We start from the raw sequence: 16,276 nt of genomic DNA on the forward strand, positions 1-16,276 counted from the left end.
CTAAATTAGCAGCATCGTGTTTGAATGCGACTGAATAAGTTGTTCGAGCTTTTTTCATTATGTACACCATTTTGATATTAAGAGTATTTTATCCTATTTAGGTGTACAAGTTCATTAAGCCACAACAGCTCAATAAAAAAGGCTTTACGACACCGTATAAATCAACCCATATGAATCATCCTTGCGTGCTCTGGGTTGAGCAATCTTATGATAACTTTCTCTGGTTAAAAGCATTAACGTTAGCATTAAATAAAGAATATAAATTCAGATATAACAAAACCACTGATCATAAATCGATTGCGGTGCTGGCAGAGATTGAGCGTCATTCTTATGATGCAGTAGGATTAACACCATTTGCTCAGGCAATGCCAAATGATTATAAAGTAGCAGCGAATGCGATTGAGGCTTATCGAAATTTCTATCGTGGCGACAAAGCAGCCTTTGCTAAATGGACCAAACGATCCCCTCCTGAGTGGTTTTACGTGGCTTAACGCATAATTTAAGTATTATCGTTGCTGTATTCAACGTATTATGATCGCGTATTATTCTGATTTTATACGAAAATTAGCAAGGGTTAACGATGAATATAGATAAAGCGAAAAAGCGGATTGCAAAGCAGGTTAAAAAAGGCTTTAAAGGCTATCCTCAGCTTTCTTTAACCTATTGTGGTAAAACGGCAGATATTGCAACGGAAGTGGTTGTTACATTTACACTGGCAGAAGGGGCTGAGCCTCAAGAACAAAAATTTGCGAGTGAAAATGATGTTCGAGAAGATGAAACGATTCAATCTGTTCTTGTTAAAATCATCGATCGTGCTGGCGCAAACAGTGTGCTTGAAACTGAAGGTGTTACCATTATCTAATCTAGAATAAGTATTCGAACCATTATAATTTCGTAAAAGCATAGTTGATATAATCGACATTATCTTAATCCAGATTAAAGATTTTCAGATGTAGTCACGGTATTATTCATGTCAGCTTAGCGTTTATGATAAAAACATATAAAAAAGAACAGCTCACTAATGCTGTTCTTTTTGTTTTTAGGGCGTTGGTAAAGATAAGACGACATGATATTTAAGAGGACGTGATTTGAGTACTTTATTTACAGAAGCCCGTATTGGCAACATGGCATTAAAAAACCGCTTTGTTCGTAGTGCAACATGGGAAAATATGGCGACAGAAGATGGCCATATGACCGATAAGCTTTATGCTATTTATGAAGAGCTTGCACAAGGTGAAGTGGGGCTGATCGTAACGGGTTATGCAAATATTGTCGCAGAAGAAAAACCCAATGCTGGCATGATGGGGATGTATAACGACTCGTTTATCGAAGAATATCAAAAACTGACTGATCTTGTTCATCAATACGATTCTAAAATCGTGATGCAACTGGCTTATGGTGGCACTAAAACCACTTACAACCTTGGCGAGCGCGTGATCTTTGCACCTAGTGCGGTGTGCGAGAAAGGCACTCAAACATTAGGTCAGGCTATGACTCAAGCTGACATTGATTATATTGTTGAAGCTTTTGCATTAGCGACTAAACGTGCTCAAGATGCAGGTTTTGATGGTGTTGAAATTCATGCGGCGCATACCTATTTAATTAACCAGTTTCTAAGTCCGTATTATAATCAACGTGATGATCAGTATGGCGGTAGCCTTGATAACCGTATGCGTTTTCTATTAGAAATTTACGCTAAAATTAGAACCTTAGTCGGTGATGATTTCCCTATTTTAGTTAAATTAACCGCCTCTGAATTCTTTGAGGGTGGACTAACGTTTGCTGATACGCGTCTTATTTGTAAAGAACTAGCAGCGGTTGGTGTGGATGCGATTATCATTTCAGGTAACGTGCATGGTAAGGCTGACACCATGGTGGGCGAGTCTTACGATGGTTACACTATTGAAGCTGAAGGCTATTTCCATCAATACGGCGACGTAATCAGCCAAGATGTTGATGTGCCAGTGATTACTGTTGGTGGCTTGAGTGAATTTGATGCCATTGAAGCGATGGCAAACAATACTGGTATTGAATTTTTCGCATTGTCACGTCCATTACTGTCTGAACCTAAGTTAATTAAACGTTGGTTAGAGGGGTATAAGGCTGACGTTGAATGTGAGCGTTGTTCAAAGTGCCGTACCCGTCGTGGTAATTTCTGTGTAGTAAATAAAACCCGTAAAGCAGAATTAGCCCGCTTATAATTGATATTATTAATTTGTTTCCTAAAAAAGAGCTAACCTTTGTGTTAGCTCTTTTTTACTTTTAGAGTAATAAATATCAGTATGATTACCTTTGCATCATTGTGAGTATTAATTTATAGTATGGCATATTGTTATTTTAGTAACATATAGATAACAGTCGACTATGGATAATGTATTTATCGTTCAATGGATGAGAGGGTGAAAGTAATGAAACAAAAGATCTGGTTATTGATATTAGTCATTATCACTACGGTAGGTTGTGCTAATAATCATAAAATACTAAAGCCCAAGACATTTGAAACATATGAAGACTTTCGCCCAGGTCCAAAGGATGGCGTTGATTTAGTGTGGGCGCAACGGGGTATATTTAATCAGCGTTCATTACAACGTAAAATAGCGCAATACAACAATATTATTTATGATCAAGTACATATCGTGCTTGATAAAGAAAAGAGTGATCACTTATCAGAGACTGAAATTATTATGATAAAAGATTATTTTATCAATCAGTTAAAATCACTTAATACAAAGTTAACCGTTGTTGAAAAGCCACAGCCAAAGACATTACGGGTTACGATTGCGATTACTAATGTTCAAACACCGAACCCTATTTTAGCGATCACAAGTAGTCTGTTACCGGTGGGGTTGGGGATCTCAACCATATCAAAAGTGCTTACAGGCGAGCATACCAATGTCGGTTCAGCGTCAATGGAAATATTGATCAGTGATGCGACAACAGGTGAGCCTATTATGGCAGCTATTGATCGTAAAACGGGTAATAAAGATTTTAGTACGATGATTGATTCTTCTGATGACATAAAAGATGCAATCAATTGGTGGGTTAAGCGACTATCTCTGACTCTTGCGCAATATAAACAGTAATCGTTTAACAACATCAACAAAAATAAGAGAGCGGCTGTTAAATATTCATTAATAGCCGCTTTTTTTGATTTAGTTATTCAACAGGGTACCAATAGCCGATATTAATTAGTTGGGTCAACATAGCTAGAAATGCGGGGTGATCAAGATTTTCGCCTAATTGAGCATAGGATATTTGTTCCTCATCACATAATAATTTAGCCGCATCAGCACACTCTGGTGGTAATTGATATTGCTCGCCATTAATATAAACAAGGTGAGCTTGATCTGGATGATAAAACGCACGTAAACCACCAATACGTTTAAACGCTTCACCGTCTTCTAAGAACTGATAGGTTTCATTATTTTGCCATGGTGGCTCAGATGCCATTACATCTAGTTCATGACGATTTTGCGTTAGATGTTCGCCCATCCATTGCTTTAATCGTTGTGGATCATCAAGCAAACTGCGCATCATGTTTTCAAGATCTTTTGCTTCTTCTGCCAAGATAGCACCGTTGTTAGTACGGGCAGGAAGCGCTGGATTATGGTAGTGCACATCACCAATATCATTCGCAATCACAAAGTCGGCAAAGCTGCTTAATAATTCTTGTTTCTTAGGCGAGCGGAAACCCACTGAAAAACTCATTGATGTTTCAATGGCGTAACCATCATGCGGGAAACCTGGCGGAATATATAAAATATCACCGGGCTCTAAAATATCGTCAATAATAGGATCAAAGCCTTTTATTTGACGTAATGCAGGATGACGACATTCTTCTTCGTAGTCATCTTTTTTAGGACCTACGCGCCAATGACGTTTACCTGAACCTTGAGTAATGAATACATCATATTGATCGATATGAGGGCCAACACCGCCGCCTGGGGTCGAGTAGCTGATCATTAAATCGTCCAGTAACCAACCGGGTAATTGACGAAATGGGGTGATCAGTTGTGCAGCACCTTCATGCCAATGGTTTGCCGCTTGAACAATGAATGACCAATTATCTTCAGGGGTGTCATCAAAAGTCAGTGGCCCATGACGTACATCCCAAGTATCTGCTAATTTAGCGATATAACGCGAATCAACCTCTTCTTCCATTGCTAATCCTGCGAGTTCATCAGGTGTAATGGGATCGACAAAGTTTTTAAAACCGCCCTTGATAATGGTGGGTTTCTTTTGCCAAAACTCGGCAAGAAATTCTTCAAATGAAAACGTCAATTGATACATATTATTCTATTTATTGTTGAGCTGGATGGCGATTATAACGTAATCCATTTTTAGAGATAGTATTTGTTTTTGTTAATGGATAAACCTATATTGGAATGAATAATCATAAAAAAAAGTGCCAATATTGGCACTTTTTTAATTACTAAATATTATTATTGTTAGTGAACTATGAGTTAAGCTCCGGCGAAATGTGACGCCATATCTGCTTTTTGAGTTAACGTTGTGAATATTTTATTAGTCACTATCAGCGCATTATCTGTCGCTACTTTTTCGAATTGATTAATCAAAGCCGTTGCTTGTTTTGGATGCTGCTTATAAATAGTTAAGTATTTTTGTTCCATTTTTTTCTGAGCAATAGCGGTATCAGCTTCGTATTTATCGTAGGCAGCACGAATAATCGGTTCATTTTGTTTCCAATTCGCCATACCTAACGTTTGTAGTTTTCGCATATCCCAGAAGATAGAACCATTACTTGCGACATCAGTACCGATATCATAGCCGTATGGGATCTCAGTTGTTCCTTGATAGAACGGAATGTAAACCCCAAGCGCCGTCATGCCTAAGTTAATGTACTCTGTTTCACCAATGGCAGTTGGTAGATTAGGACGCACTTCAATGATATGCGATTCAGCGCAACGGAATACTGAAATTGGACGATAGTGGCCGAGTGGATCTGCATTTGCATATGGGTCCATCGCGGTGCCTTGATAATGGTTACGCATAATGGCTTCTACTTTTTGAAGTGAGATTTTATGTGTAGGCGTTAAAAAGACAGGGTAATTCGGTTGGTCGTGATCAATTTGTGTTTTAAGCTTAGGGTTTAGAATATGTTGTGCAATCCATACGCGAGGGTAGTTATAAGTGATATTTTCTTGGCCGCCAGTAGTGGCATAAGCATCATGGAAATCAAAAGGTTGATTAGCCTTGGTAACATACAAACCATGTTGTTTAGCAAAAGAAACTAATGTTGGCGAGGCGAGATAATCACTGTTATTAGGTAGATATTGTTTTAAACGTGATTGGTTGCCTGAAATGAAATAAGCATCTTTAGGTATTTTACGTGCCATCCATTGATGACCGCTGCCTGTTTCTAAGTACCAAATTCCGGTTTTATCAATAAATCCAACCCCAAAGCCTTGTGATGCGCCACGTTCTTCAATGATTTTACCTAGTAATTCAACACCTTCTTTGGCACTGTGAATACGAGGTAAAATCACATTTTCGATTGAATCTTCATTAATACCATTTTTAGTATTATAAGGATCGGCGGCCAGTGCGGCTTTTCGGTTAGTCAGGCTTTCGGTTGAGGTAATACCCACGCCCGCAGAATTTAAGCCCACTTCACCCATGGTTTTATCATGAGTATCCCAATCCTGCATTGATGTATAAGCCAATGACACTTTAGGGAATGGATAGGTAAAGCCATCAGTATTGGAGTGGAATTGCCCTTTTTCATTAACAGCATGAGGATGAAGAACAAAGTGTTTAGCCCATACCGCTTTATAGTCTTCATTACGTGCCATGTAATAGGCATCATTGGTTGAGGCTTGATCACCAACAAGGAGAGTTGTACACGCATTTGCCGCTTGAGTGCCAAGTAAACTGGCAATGGCACACGCTAATAAAGGTAGTTTTTTCATAATCGTCAATTAAGTTTATAAAATGAACATTTATTCTATTCTTGCTGAAATAAATAACCATATCAGTAATAACAATCTTATCTTGTTAATTCTCAGTTCATTTTCAGCTGTAAGTACCAATAGAATAATTTAAATCATAAACAGCGGTGGGTGATATAATACTTGGAGGTTGAGGTTTATTTTCATAAAATGGTTGTTTATGTTAATGAACTGCTTCCTATGTCCAAGTTTTCTTTGAATCAAATTCCTATTGGCGTCAGATATATGCTGATGTCAGCATTTGCCTTTGCATTGATGTCGAGTTGTGTGAAATTAGTCCACACTTATGGTATTCCGGTGTTTGAAATTGTTGCTGCACGTGCGGTGGTATCACTGCTTATTAGCTATGCTGACGTCAAACGGAAACGGATTGATATCTGGGGCAATAACCGCAAGCTATTATTAACCCGTGGTGTGACTGGTTCATTGTCATTAATTTGTGTTTATTATGCAGTCTCAACCTTACCTTTAGCCGAAGCAACCATTTTACAATATCTTAATCCTGTTTTTACGGCGGTGTTAGCGATCCTTTTCCTCAAAGAAAAAATCCATATCAGTACCATTATTTGTATTTTCTGTTCGATTATTGGTTTGTTATTGATGGTGGGGCCAGGACTGACGCTAGATCACGTTCAACAATTACCGTTATTTAGTATTGGTATTGCACTGTTAGGCGCATTTGGTAGTGGCGTGTCTTATATTATTGTTAAGCGTTTAAGCAGTACGGAAGATAGTTCGGTAATTATTCTCTATTTCCCATTGATTGCATTGCCATTATCAGTGTTATTAATGGGTGATGATTTTGTTATGCCAACTACAGAAGCGCTATTCTTACTGCTCTTTGTGGGTATTTTTACCCAGTTTGGTCAAGTCGGCTTAACCAAAGCAATGAAAGTCGAAGTGGCAAGTAAAGCAACCGCATATTCTTATATTCAAGTCGTGTTTTCGATTATTTTAGGTTGGTTGGTCTTTAGTGAAGTGCCATCGACATGGACATTAGCGGGGGGGGCGATGATAGTGTTAGGCGCATTAGTGAATGTGATTGGTAGTTTACGCGCTAATAAAGCAAAAGCGGCAATAGTCTAATTTTTAACGGATCACTTAAAAAACCTGTGATATTTAACGCTTATTGATTAAATACCACAGGGATTGTTTCTATTAGTTATTGCCTTTTTTTGATTTTATATGGACAACAGAAGTCGGATTATTAAAAATCTTACCGTGTTTAAAGCCTTTAAATGTGCCTAACGCTGCTGTAACCCACGCTAAGATCAAGAATGTAAAGAGGATAATTGAAGCCCATTGAAATGCGGGTAAACCAGTATGAAGTGCTAATTGTGTTGTCCCTGTTACACATGTGCCCACGGGGAATGTAAATGCCCACCATGTTAATGCAAACGGCATTTTACGACGCATAGCACGTAGGGTTAATAATGCCGCGACACAGAACCACAACATTGCAAAGCCCCAAATAGGTACGCCATATAAAATCGCCATAACATTCATTGCACTGGCAATAGGTTCATTGACAGTAAACATCGCCGCTGTACCTAAACACCCTGCCGCAGTAATTGATTGACCTAACGGACCTAATACAATCCATAACGTTGGCACACGTGCACTGCCTGATGTACCTGCGTGTGCTAAACGACTCCAGATCAATGTAATAATAATGACTGATGCCATTAAACTCATACCAAAACACGCATACATGCCATAAAGTAAGGTTTGTTGTGCTGCAGAATGGGCCATATGTGATAAGAACATTGAACCGATAGTGGCTGATACCATGGGTGGAACAACGGGCATTAACCAACCACCAAAGGCAGCATCGTCATGCACTTCATTATGAGTAAATAAACGGTATGGAATAATAATAGCAGTAATAATACCGCTGATTGTACCAATCCAAAATAGTGGCCACGCAATATTAAGGGCAAGACTTTGGCCAAGAACATGAGGACCTAATAATAGTGTGCCGCCCGCAATTGTCAGAAATGCCATTGGTGGTGCGCCAAAGAATTGAGACATCACTGGATCGTTAAATTGACGTTTAATAATATGGGGTTTGGTGATTGTTTGATAGCTTTTGATGATGGTCATAACGATCAGCATCGCAAATGCAATTAACCAAACAACCGTTGCAAATCCAACTAAGTCTTTGCCTATAAAAGGTAATCCAACAGCAGCATTAGCGATAATACCTGTACCCATGACGGATGCAAACCAGTTGGGACCCATTTCTTTTTGTAATTCGATTTGTTGTTTATTTGTTGACATAAATATACTTTTCAATGAGAGAGTTTTTACAAATAGCGTGCAATATTTCTCTTTTTAATAGGAGATATAATCTTATATCTTTAGTTTTTATATTGTGTGCTTATAAATAATGTACTAACTATAACGTCATTTTTGATTTTGTAAAATTGAATATTATTAATAATAGGTTAAGAATTATTTAACCTGAATTTTTAGTTATTATTTTTGCATGACTATGGGGGGTATATTATATGTTATTGTATTTTAATATGATTTATACGAATCACTGTTGTAAAATTAGTTTTTGGTAATATTAAGGTTTAAACAATGATTAAATTAAATAATGAAAACTATTGTGGTGAGATTAACATTGATTCAAAAGTAACAGGTTATGGGGAAGTGCAAGGTTATTCATGGTGCTTATCATCAACCTCGACCACTATTGTTATAGAGATCGCTGAAGATCAATCGATAGACAGTAAAAGCTTGCCACTTGTGGGTTATGGCTGTGGTGGTTGGGTTTATGAGCAGCCATTAACTAAAAATGAGAATGATATCTTAGCCATAATAAATACTGCAATGATGTTATTCCGTGATAATAAAATGACATATTTTCCAGCAGTGACATGCAGTTGTAGTGATTTGTAAAATCATCTATTTAGCTGTAAAACTTATAATGTTGTTATTTTTTTGTGAGATAAATCAAAATATTGTAATAAAAAACACATGGGTAGTGATAAAAATATGCTATTAATGAATAAATAATGATAGCAGCAGATATGTGTAATGGCTAAATATCAATTTTTTTGTTTACCCAATTCAAATCGTGAGAAGTTCACCTATTTGGATATGGCAGATGAGCAATTTATAGAGCAGAAAAAACAATTATTGGCAGCGGGGTTTAAGGTTGAAGATGATGTGATTTTGGCTGAAACGGATGAAAAAGCTGTTGAGCATTTTAAGTCAAACTTTATCTATGTAATGGAAGAATACAATAACGCTAATTTTATTACAGCATTGATTAACGCTATTATTAATGGCTATAAAAGTGTTTTTTATAAAAAATAATACGATACTAATAAGAAGCTATTAATATTAAGACCATAATTTAAGAGGGGTTTCACAAAATGATTTTTTCAACAACAGAAACTGTTCCAGGGCATGAGGTTACCGCTATACTGGGTGTAGTTACGGGTAATGTTGTGCAATCAAAGCATATCGGCCGTGACATTATGGCTGGTTTAAAAACGATTATTGGTGGTGAGCTGAAAGGGTATACCGAGATGTTTAATGAAGCTCGTAGCCAAGCGATGGCACGGTTAGAGGCTGATGCCACAGCGTTAGGTGCTGATGCTGTTGTCGGTATTCGCTTTACAACCAGTGCAATTATGGATGGTTCATGTGAACTATTAGCATTTGGCACTGCTGTTACATTGCAACCGTTACAATAATAGAAGAACTATTTTAGGTTAATTATTTAAGGATGAATAATGACTCGGAGGGATAATGAGTAATTTTAGCCACAATATAGCCCCCTATGTTAAAAGAGAAATGCTGCGATCATATAAAGTGCAAAAAAAAGGTGATCCTGCGATGGAATTTCGCTTTTTGGAAAATGCACATGTTCTGGGTCAAGAATCAACTTACTGGCATGTTAAGACACACTATTTAATGTTACGTTGGGCGATAAGACAGGGTGATATTAAAGAAATTAGTGGTCAGTGCATACGTATTATCGGTGCCGCATTATTAACGGCTATTGATGGTGTACCAATAGGTAATACGGGTGGCAGCAATGTGCATTCGTTAAAAGTAATGCCGATATCAGCAGAACATGCTGAGATTATTCTGAAAACAAAATCGTTATCGCGCTAATTAAGCACCGTAATAGTAGGAGCGGTGATCATCATTTATACGCTCCCTATCCATTTATCTACCAATACAATCAGTTAATTAGATAAAAACTGACTCATTATTCGTTAATGATCACTTGATTGATAATGATAGTTTCACATGGAACATCCTCATGCCCTTGTATCGTTGCAGTCTTTACCTGTGCGATATGATATGCCACATCCATTCCAGTGGTTACTTCGCCAAAAACGGTATATCCCCAGCCACTGTTTGTTGTTGCTGTGTAATCAAGACAATCATTATCAGCGAGATTAATAAAAAATTGTGCTGTTGCTGAATGTGGCGCATCGGTACGTGCCATTGCAATCGTGCCAACAATATTTTTAAGACCACGGTTTGCTTCATTTACAATCGGATCACGAGTCGGCTTTTCTACTAAGTCTTCAGTATGACCACCGCCTTGAATCATAAAGTTGTTAATAACACGGTGAAAAATCGTATCGTTATAAAAGCCATCACGGCAATATTGAATAAAATTACGTACAGTAACAGGGGCTTTTTGTTTATTAAGGCTGATGTCGATATTGCCGACATTGGTGATCAAAGTAATAGTTGTCATGATGATTATCTAGTTAAGGTGGTTGCTCGCAGTATACGTAATTTAGATCATAAACTGTAGCTAACACAGATTATATGCGTTGATTATCATTGAGATTGGGTAATATCACAAATAGTAGCAAGTTAGTATGAAGAGTATTAAAGAGGGGATGTTGTCATTTTATCTGTTATGTATTGCTAAATAAATCAAAGTAGTTGAAGAAAAATAGCAAGTTATAAGAAATGTTATAACTTGCTACTGGTGTTATGTATTAAACGATTTTACCTTCAAGGGTAAGGTTTGACATGTATTCATCAAATGTGCCGTGGAAGTTAACCACTTGCTTTTCACGAATGTCAATAATGCGTGTTGCTAGTGATGATACGAATTCACGGTCATGGCTAACAAAGATTAACGTGCCTTCATACACTTTTAATGCACTATTTAGCGCTTCAATCGCTTCCATATCCATGTGGTTAGTGGGTTCATCCATTACCAATACGTTGATATTTAGCATCATTAATTTGCCAAATAATAAACGGTTTTTCTCACCACCAGAACAGTTTTTCACTTTCTTGTTGATATCATCAGCAGTAAACAATAAACGGCCTAAGATACTACGTACGGCTAGATCATCATGATCTTTAGTACGCCATTGTGAAATCCAATCAAAGATGCCTAAATCATTATTAAAGTCAGCAGAGCTATCTTGAGGGCAGTAACCAACTGAAGCATTGTCAGACCATTTGATCATGCCGTGGTTGTGTTTTAGTTCTTCCACTAAACAACGCAGCATGGTTGTTTTACCCACACCATTTTCACCAATGATCGCTAATTTTTCACCAGCGTTTAATATTAAATCGCCACCTTCAAATAAGGTTTCGCCATCAAAGCCATGGCCCAGTTCTTCTAGAATCAATGCTTGACGGTAAAGGGCTTTACCCGGTTTGAACTGTAATGATGGCGTTAAACGGCTTGATGATTTCACTTCATCAAGTTTAATTTTATCCATTTTTTTAGCGCGAGAACTTGCTTGTTTTGCTTTTGAAGCATTCGCACCAAAACGGTTTACGAAATCTTGCAGTTCATTAATTTCAGCACTTTTCTTCGCGTTTTCTGATAATAATTGTTCTTGAATTAGCGATGATGCTTCAATGAATTTTTCGTAGTTACCTGGGTAAATACGTAATTCGCCGTAATCGATATCTGCCATGTGGGTACATACAGAGTTCAAGAAGTGACGGTCGTGTGAAATAATGATCATGGTACATTTACGCAGGTTCAACTCGTCAGCAAGCCAGTTGATTGTGTGGATGTCCAAGTTGTTTGTTGGTTCATCAAGTAGCAAAATATCAGGGTTAGAGAACAATGCTTGTGCTAGTAACACACGTAATTTCCAACCTGGTGCTACTTGTGACATTAAACCGTAATGAAGTTCTTCGTCGATACCTGCATCAAGCAATAACTGTCCAGCACGACTTTCAGCGCTGTAGCCATTCATTTCTGCGAATTCGCTTTCAAGCTCAGCGACTGCCATGCCATCTTCTTCTGTCATTTCTGGCAGAGCATAAATACGGTCACGTTCTTGTTTTATTTTCCATAATGCAGCATCGCCCATGATCACAGCATCAACAACGGTGTATCGCTCAAACGCAAACTGGTCTTGACTTAGGGTACCTAAACGTTTCCCTGAAGAGATCGACACGTTACCAGAGCTTGGCGTTAGTGCACCGCTAAGAATTTTCATGAAGGTTGATTTGCCGCAACCATTTGCACCGATAAGACCATAACGGTTGCCGTTACCAAATTTAGCTGAAATGTTTTCAAATAATGGTTCAGCACCAAATTGCATTGTAATGTTTGCGGTAGATATCAAGAGGTATTCCTAGCAGTTTTATTCGATGATTTTTTGACAGTAAGCCAAAAGAAGACGCACGAAAACAGAGATAGATGTAAAGGGGGCGCATTATACAGAGGTTTGTTTGTAAATGTCGAGGCTAAAATGTAACCAAAGTAGATAACAGCCTTGTAAAAAGAAAGACTAAGGCTGTTATCGAGGAGGGATGGTGCGGATTAGGTCTGAATTATTTAGCTAAATTGGCGGTATCAAATAACAAGAAAGCGTCATGTACGCCTTGGATTAACATCTGCATTCCGATAACCGTTAAAATCAATCCCATTAAACGAGTGGTAATGGTAATGCCTGCTTCACCGACTTTATCAACCAGTTTTGGACCGTAAAGAAAGCAAACAAGCGTAATTAAACATAAGGTTGCAAAGGCAACAATTGTGATAATAGTGTGTAGAAATGATCCTGATGCTGAATAGTTCATCGCTGTCGCAATAGTGCCGGGGCCAGCAAGAATTGGTAATGCGAGCGGTGAGATAGAAATATCTTTTTCTTCACTCGCATCATCAGCGTTAGAATGTGAATGCAGTTTTGAGCTATCACCTTGTAACATATGATAACCGACTAAAAAGACTAAAATACCGCCTGATAATCGTAGTGCAGGTAACGTAATACTGAATAATTCAAAGATCCCTTTACCTAAAAGACAGAAGGTAGCGATAATAAAAAAAGCGGCGGTAAGGGCTTTGTAGGCAGTTTTTTTGCGTTGTTCTGGGGTTTGATTACCCGTCATTCCGACAAAAACAGCGGTATTGGCAATGGGGTTCATCATAGCAAAGAAACCCATAAATACCGTGATTGTCATTGTTGTAATATCGTGCATAACCATCCTTTTGGTTAATTTTTTGTTATTGATTTTATTACAATAGCATGGATTTTTAGGTGATGAACGTAAATATCTATACAAAATTAATATCAATATTATTACTGGTGTGAAGATTGTGAAGAGTTTGATAAATGAGGGATGACTATGATGTCAGTGTCTTTAGTGTGGGTTTGAGGTACTATGCGCGCAAGAAAACATGGCGATGATAGATATGACCATTGATATAACCAATATAAGCACCGAACCCGATCCAACCATGACTTGCAGTACGTGCCAAGCATGTTGTTGCCGTTTGGAAGTAATGATTATTACAGATACAGGTGTACCTGAAGAATACATTGATATTGACGAGTGGGGTGGTGAAGTGATGCTACGCCTTGATGATGGCTGGTGCGCCGCTGTTGATCGCGATACTTTGTTGTGTACGATTTATGAAAATCGTCCGTGGATTTGTCGTGAGTTTGAAATGGGCTCGTATGAGTGCAGTATTGAACGTGCCACGATGCCGCCACGTTCAGCGCAACAAGATTAACAGTTCACCATAATAAGATTAACCACAGTCAGTATGTTTTAATAATCCCCCAAACAATAACCAAGGTATATTCAGCTACCTTGATTATTGTTGATTGTATTATCGCGTTACTGTTCTATTTGCCATTGTTCTATTTGTTATCGCTTATTTACTTGAGCTTATTGCTGCCAGTATCTCAGCTGTCGCTTGGCAAGGATTGTCGGCATGGCTTATCGCAGAAACAATCGCAATCCCATCAGCTCCTGCTGTCATCACTTTAGTTAAATTGGTGTGATTAATACCACCAATCGCCACAATCGGAAATGGACATATCGCTGCTGCACGTTGTAAACCGTCTAATCCCCAATGAGTGATCAGATTGGTTTTAGTCGTTGTCGCAAAAATAGCACTAAGTCCAATGTAATCAATCGGCTGGCTGGCACAATCTAACAGTTGCTGCTCAGTTTCAATTGACAGCCCAATCAGTTTATCTTTCCCCAATAGTTGTCGCGCCATAGTTACAGGCATATCCGTTTGGCCTAAATGCACCCCATCAGCATCCACCGCTAAGGCAACATCTACTCGATCATTAATGATTAAGGGAATATGACGACCTGTTGCCGTATAAGCCTGTTGCAGAATCGCTTTAACGGTTTGGGCGCGCTGAATAAATGCTCGCACATCACCGTGTTTTTCACGAATTTGCACCATTGTCACACCGCCCGCAATGGCTTCACGGATAACATGTTCAAGGGTGGTTAGGTTTTGCTGATCATCAGTGACTAAATACAATAAGTAAGGATTGTGATTGCTGGTTATCATTACGCTACCACGTCCATATTCAGTCGCTGACAAATTTGCTCGGCACTGATGTGATATAAACCATCAATAATATTGAGCTGTAATGATGCAGGACCTGCTGATTGTTCTGCGGCGATCTCACCCGCAATGGCATAGATTGCAGTAGCCGCCAGCCCTGAAGTTTCACCAATAGCCGCAAATGCACCAGTTAATGCGGTTAATGAACAGCCCATGCCCGTGACATAAGGCATCATGTGGTGACCATTACTAAGGCTGATGGTCTGTGATGCTGTCACTACATAATCAACTTCACCAGAGATAACCACATTGGCGTGGTACTGCGTAACTAACGCTTGTGCGGCGGCTAATGCGGTATCACTGCTATCAAGCGCATCAACGCCTTTGGTTTGGCTGGCTTCACCTGCAAGGGCAATGATTTCAGATGCGTTACCACGAATGATCAGATTATTGGCTTTTGCTGCCAGAGTGCGAGCAGTTTGAGTACGTAATACACTTGCGCCACAGCCGACAGGATCTAACACTATCGGTTTGTTATTGGCATTCGCTTGTTCAACGGCAAATAACATCCGTTCAATCCATTCACTATCAAGGGTGCCAATATTGATCACTAATGATCTTGCAATGTGCATCATCTCAGCCATTTCTTGACGGGAGTGCGCCATAATGGGTGACGCGCCAATAGCTAATAAGGCGTTAGCAGTATTGTTCATTACTACATAATTGGTGATATTAACCACTAATGGTTTTTGTTCTCTGACCAGCGCCAGTGCCGCGATAATGCTTTCGGTCAAAGAGGCTGAAGTAGGCGTTTGCTGTGATGGATTATGCATTGTCGACAGCTCCTGATTTATTGTTAATAGCTTCTGCGTTAAGCCCTTGTTGCCAGAAGGCGATTTCCATTTCTGTTGCGACTTTAAAGGTTTGAACCAGTTGCTGACCTCGTTGGCTGTGTAGCGGAATTTCTGCGAGTAAGTTATTCAAATATACTGTCGCGGTGGCAACACCTTGTTGGTACTCTTCACCGCTATATAACGCAATCCAACTATGGTAGGGATTATTGTCAAACACGGTTTTTGTATCATTAACCAGTAAGTTGCCAATTTCCGCATAGCCAATCGCACACGGCGCAAGGGCGACATATAAATCGATAATATCTCCTTGCATACCGGCATCTAATACATAACGGGTGTAAGCCACTGTTGCGACATCTTCTGGCTCTTGTTCCATATCTTGTTCGGTTAAATGCCAAGCGCCACAGTAATCAACATGGTGAGCAATTTCATGATCCAATAAAGCGGCCACACTTGGTAGCGCTCGACGCATATCGGCTAAGGTGCGAGCTTTATAAATCGCTAACGCATAAGCGCGGGCATATTGTTTTAAGAATAAAAAATCTTGCTTTAAATAATGCATAAAACAATTGTGGGGCAGTGTGCCTTGACCCAGTTGCATCACAAATGGGTGCTGGGTATAGGTGGTCCACTGGGGTTGGCAAGCATCAATTAAATCTTGGTATGTCATGAGATCT

Annotated in this window: 19 protein-coding genes; 10 read left to right on the forward strand and 9 right to left on the reverse strand. The window is 38.9% G+C overall.

The window, feature by feature from the left end; all coding sequences use genetic code 11:
- Positions 1 to 101: 101 nt before the first annotated feature.
- From CIK00_RS18035 to CIK00_RS18050, 4 genes are all read left to right on the forward strand, one after another.
- A complete protein-coding gene (locus tag CIK00_RS18035; RefSeq protein ID WP_202820818.1) occupies positions 102 to 491 on the forward strand; it encodes a hypothetical protein in 390 nt (129 codons plus the stop codon).
- Positions 492 to 580: 89 nt separating this feature from the next.
- A complete protein-coding gene (locus tag CIK00_RS18040; RefSeq protein ID WP_101770011.1) occupies positions 581 to 862 on the forward strand; it encodes a hypothetical protein in 282 nt (93 codons plus the stop codon).
- Positions 863 to 1,088: 226 nt separating this feature from the next.
- Positions 1,089 to 2,201, forward strand: coding sequence for an NADH:flavin oxidoreductase (locus CIK00_RS18045; protein WP_101770012.1), 1,113 nt, complete (start codon positions 1,089 to 1,091; stop codon positions 2,199 to 2,201).
- Positions 2,202 to 2,408: 207 nt separating this feature from the next.
- Complete coding sequence (locus tag CIK00_RS18050; RefSeq protein WP_101770013.1) at positions 2,409 to 3,083, forward strand: DUF3313 domain-containing protein; 675 nt, start codon at positions 2,409 to 2,411, stop codon at positions 3,081 to 3,083.
- 73 nt (positions 3,084 to 3,156) lie between these two features.
- Here the strand turns inward: CIK00_RS18050 and CIK00_RS18055 are convergent, their stop codons facing one another.
- Positions 3,157 to 4,290 carry a ribosomal protein uL16 3-hydroxylase gene (locus CIK00_RS18055; protein WP_101770014.1) on the reverse strand — a complete coding sequence of 378 codons (1,134 nt, stop codon included), beginning with the start codon at positions 4,288 to 4,290 and terminating at the stop codon, positions 3,157 to 3,159.
- A gap of 173 nt (positions 4,291 to 4,463) precedes the next feature.
- Positions 4,464 to 5,930 carry a C69 family dipeptidase gene (locus CIK00_RS18060; protein ID WP_101770015.1) on the reverse strand — a complete coding sequence of 489 codons (1,467 nt, stop codon included), beginning with the start codon at positions 5,928 to 5,930 and terminating at the stop codon, positions 4,464 to 4,466.
- Positions 5,931 to 6,149: 219 nt separating this feature from the next.
- On the opposite strand from CIK00_RS18060, the gene CIK00_RS18065 reads away from it, so the two are divergent.
- Positions 6,150 to 7,055, forward strand: coding sequence for a DMT family transporter (locus CIK00_RS18065; RefSeq protein ID WP_101770056.1), 906 nt, complete (start codon positions 6,150 to 6,152; stop codon positions 7,053 to 7,055).
- 72 nt (positions 7,056 to 7,127) lie between these two features.
- Here CIK00_RS18065 and CIK00_RS18070 read toward each other — a convergent pair whose 3' ends face one another.
- The gene (locus tag CIK00_RS18070) at positions 7,128 to 8,249 is read right to left on the reverse strand and encodes a TDT family transporter (protein WP_101770016.1); all 1,122 of its coding nucleotides are present in this window, start codon (positions 8,247 to 8,249) and stop codon (positions 7,128 to 7,130) included.
- A 306-nt stretch (positions 8,250 to 8,555) separates the two neighbouring features.
- On the opposite strand from CIK00_RS18070, the gene CIK00_RS18075 reads away from it, so the two are divergent.
- The 4 genes from CIK00_RS18075 (at position 8,556) to CIK00_RS18090 (ending at position 10,103) form a co-directional block, all read left to right on the forward strand.
- Positions 8,556 to 8,876: a hypothetical protein gene (locus CIK00_RS18075; RefSeq protein WP_101770017.1), complete on the forward strand. Its 321-nt coding sequence runs from the start codon at positions 8,556 to 8,558 to the stop codon at positions 8,874 to 8,876.
- Positions 8,877 to 9,014: 138 nt separating this feature from the next.
- Complete coding sequence (locus CIK00_RS18080; RefSeq protein WP_101770018.1) at positions 9,015 to 9,296, forward strand: hypothetical protein; 282 nt, start codon at positions 9,015 to 9,017, stop codon at positions 9,294 to 9,296.
- Between the two features lie 59 nt (positions 9,297 to 9,355).
- Positions 9,356 to 9,679 carry a YbjQ family protein gene (locus tag CIK00_RS18085; RefSeq protein ID WP_101770019.1) on the forward strand — a complete coding sequence of 108 codons (324 nt, stop codon included), beginning with the start codon at positions 9,356 to 9,358 and terminating at the stop codon, positions 9,677 to 9,679.
- Between the two features lie 55 nt (positions 9,680 to 9,734).
- A complete protein-coding gene (locus CIK00_RS18090; protein ID WP_202820819.1) occupies positions 9,735 to 10,103 on the forward strand; it encodes a DUF3703 domain-containing protein in 369 nt (122 codons plus the stop codon).
- Positions 10,104 to 10,200: 97 nt separating this feature from the next.
- On the opposite strand, the gene CIK00_RS18095 is transcribed toward CIK00_RS18090, so the two are convergent.
- The 3 genes from CIK00_RS18095 to CIK00_RS18105 all read right to left on the reverse strand — a co-directional run bounded on the left by CIK00_RS18095 (position 10,201) and on the right by CIK00_RS18105 (position 13,412).
- On the reverse strand, positions 10,201 to 10,701 hold the full coding sequence (locus CIK00_RS18095; protein ID WP_167388583.1) for a peptidylprolyl isomerase: 501 nt from the start codon (positions 10,699 to 10,701) through the stop codon (positions 10,201 to 10,203).
- Positions 10,702 to 10,951: 250 nt separating this feature from the next.
- Positions 10,952 to 12,556, reverse strand: a complete 1,605-nt coding sequence (locus CIK00_RS18100; protein ID WP_101770022.1) for an ABC-F family ATPase — start codon at positions 12,554 to 12,556, stop codon at positions 10,952 to 10,954.
- 208 nt (positions 12,557 to 12,764) lie between these two features.
- A complete protein-coding gene (locus CIK00_RS18105) occupies positions 12,765 to 13,412 on the reverse strand; it encodes a MarC family protein (protein ID WP_101770023.1) in 648 nt (215 codons plus the stop codon).
- Between the two features lie 214 nt (positions 13,413 to 13,626).
- Between CIK00_RS18105 and CIK00_RS18110 the strand changes: the two genes are divergently transcribed.
- Positions 13,627 to 13,947, forward strand: coding sequence for a YkgJ family cysteine cluster protein (locus CIK00_RS18110; protein ID WP_045038366.1), 321 nt, complete (start codon positions 13,627 to 13,629; stop codon positions 13,945 to 13,947).
- Between the two features lie 144 nt (positions 13,948 to 14,091).
- Here the strand turns inward: CIK00_RS18110 and thiE are convergent, their stop codons facing one another.
- From thiE to tenA, 3 genes are read right to left on the reverse strand one after another with little or no spacing between them, the layout of a single operon-like run.
- Positions 14,092 to 14,748: a thiamine phosphate synthase gene (thiE, locus tag CIK00_RS18115; RefSeq protein WP_101770024.1), complete on the reverse strand. Its 657-nt coding sequence runs from the start codon at positions 14,746 to 14,748 to the stop codon at positions 14,092 to 14,094.
- A complete protein-coding gene (gene thiM, locus CIK00_RS18120; RefSeq protein ID WP_101770025.1) occupies positions 14,748 to 15,578 on the reverse strand; it encodes a hydroxyethylthiazole kinase in 831 nt (276 codons plus the stop codon). The genes thiE and thiM overlap by 1 nt, the downstream gene beginning before the upstream one ends.
- Positions 15,571 to 16,269 (reverse strand): thiaminase II, encoded by a 699-nt coding sequence (tenA, locus tag CIK00_RS18125; RefSeq protein WP_101770026.1) that lies wholly within the window; start codon positions 16,267 to 16,269, stop codon positions 15,571 to 15,573. The genes thiM and tenA overlap by 8 nt, the downstream gene beginning before the upstream one ends.
- Positions 16,270 to 16,276 lie beyond the last annotated feature (7 nt).

The organism is Photobacterium carnosum (assembly GCF_002849605.1).
Classification (GTDB): domain Bacteria; phylum Pseudomonadota; class Gammaproteobacteria; order Enterobacterales; family Vibrionaceae; genus Photobacterium; species Photobacterium carnosum.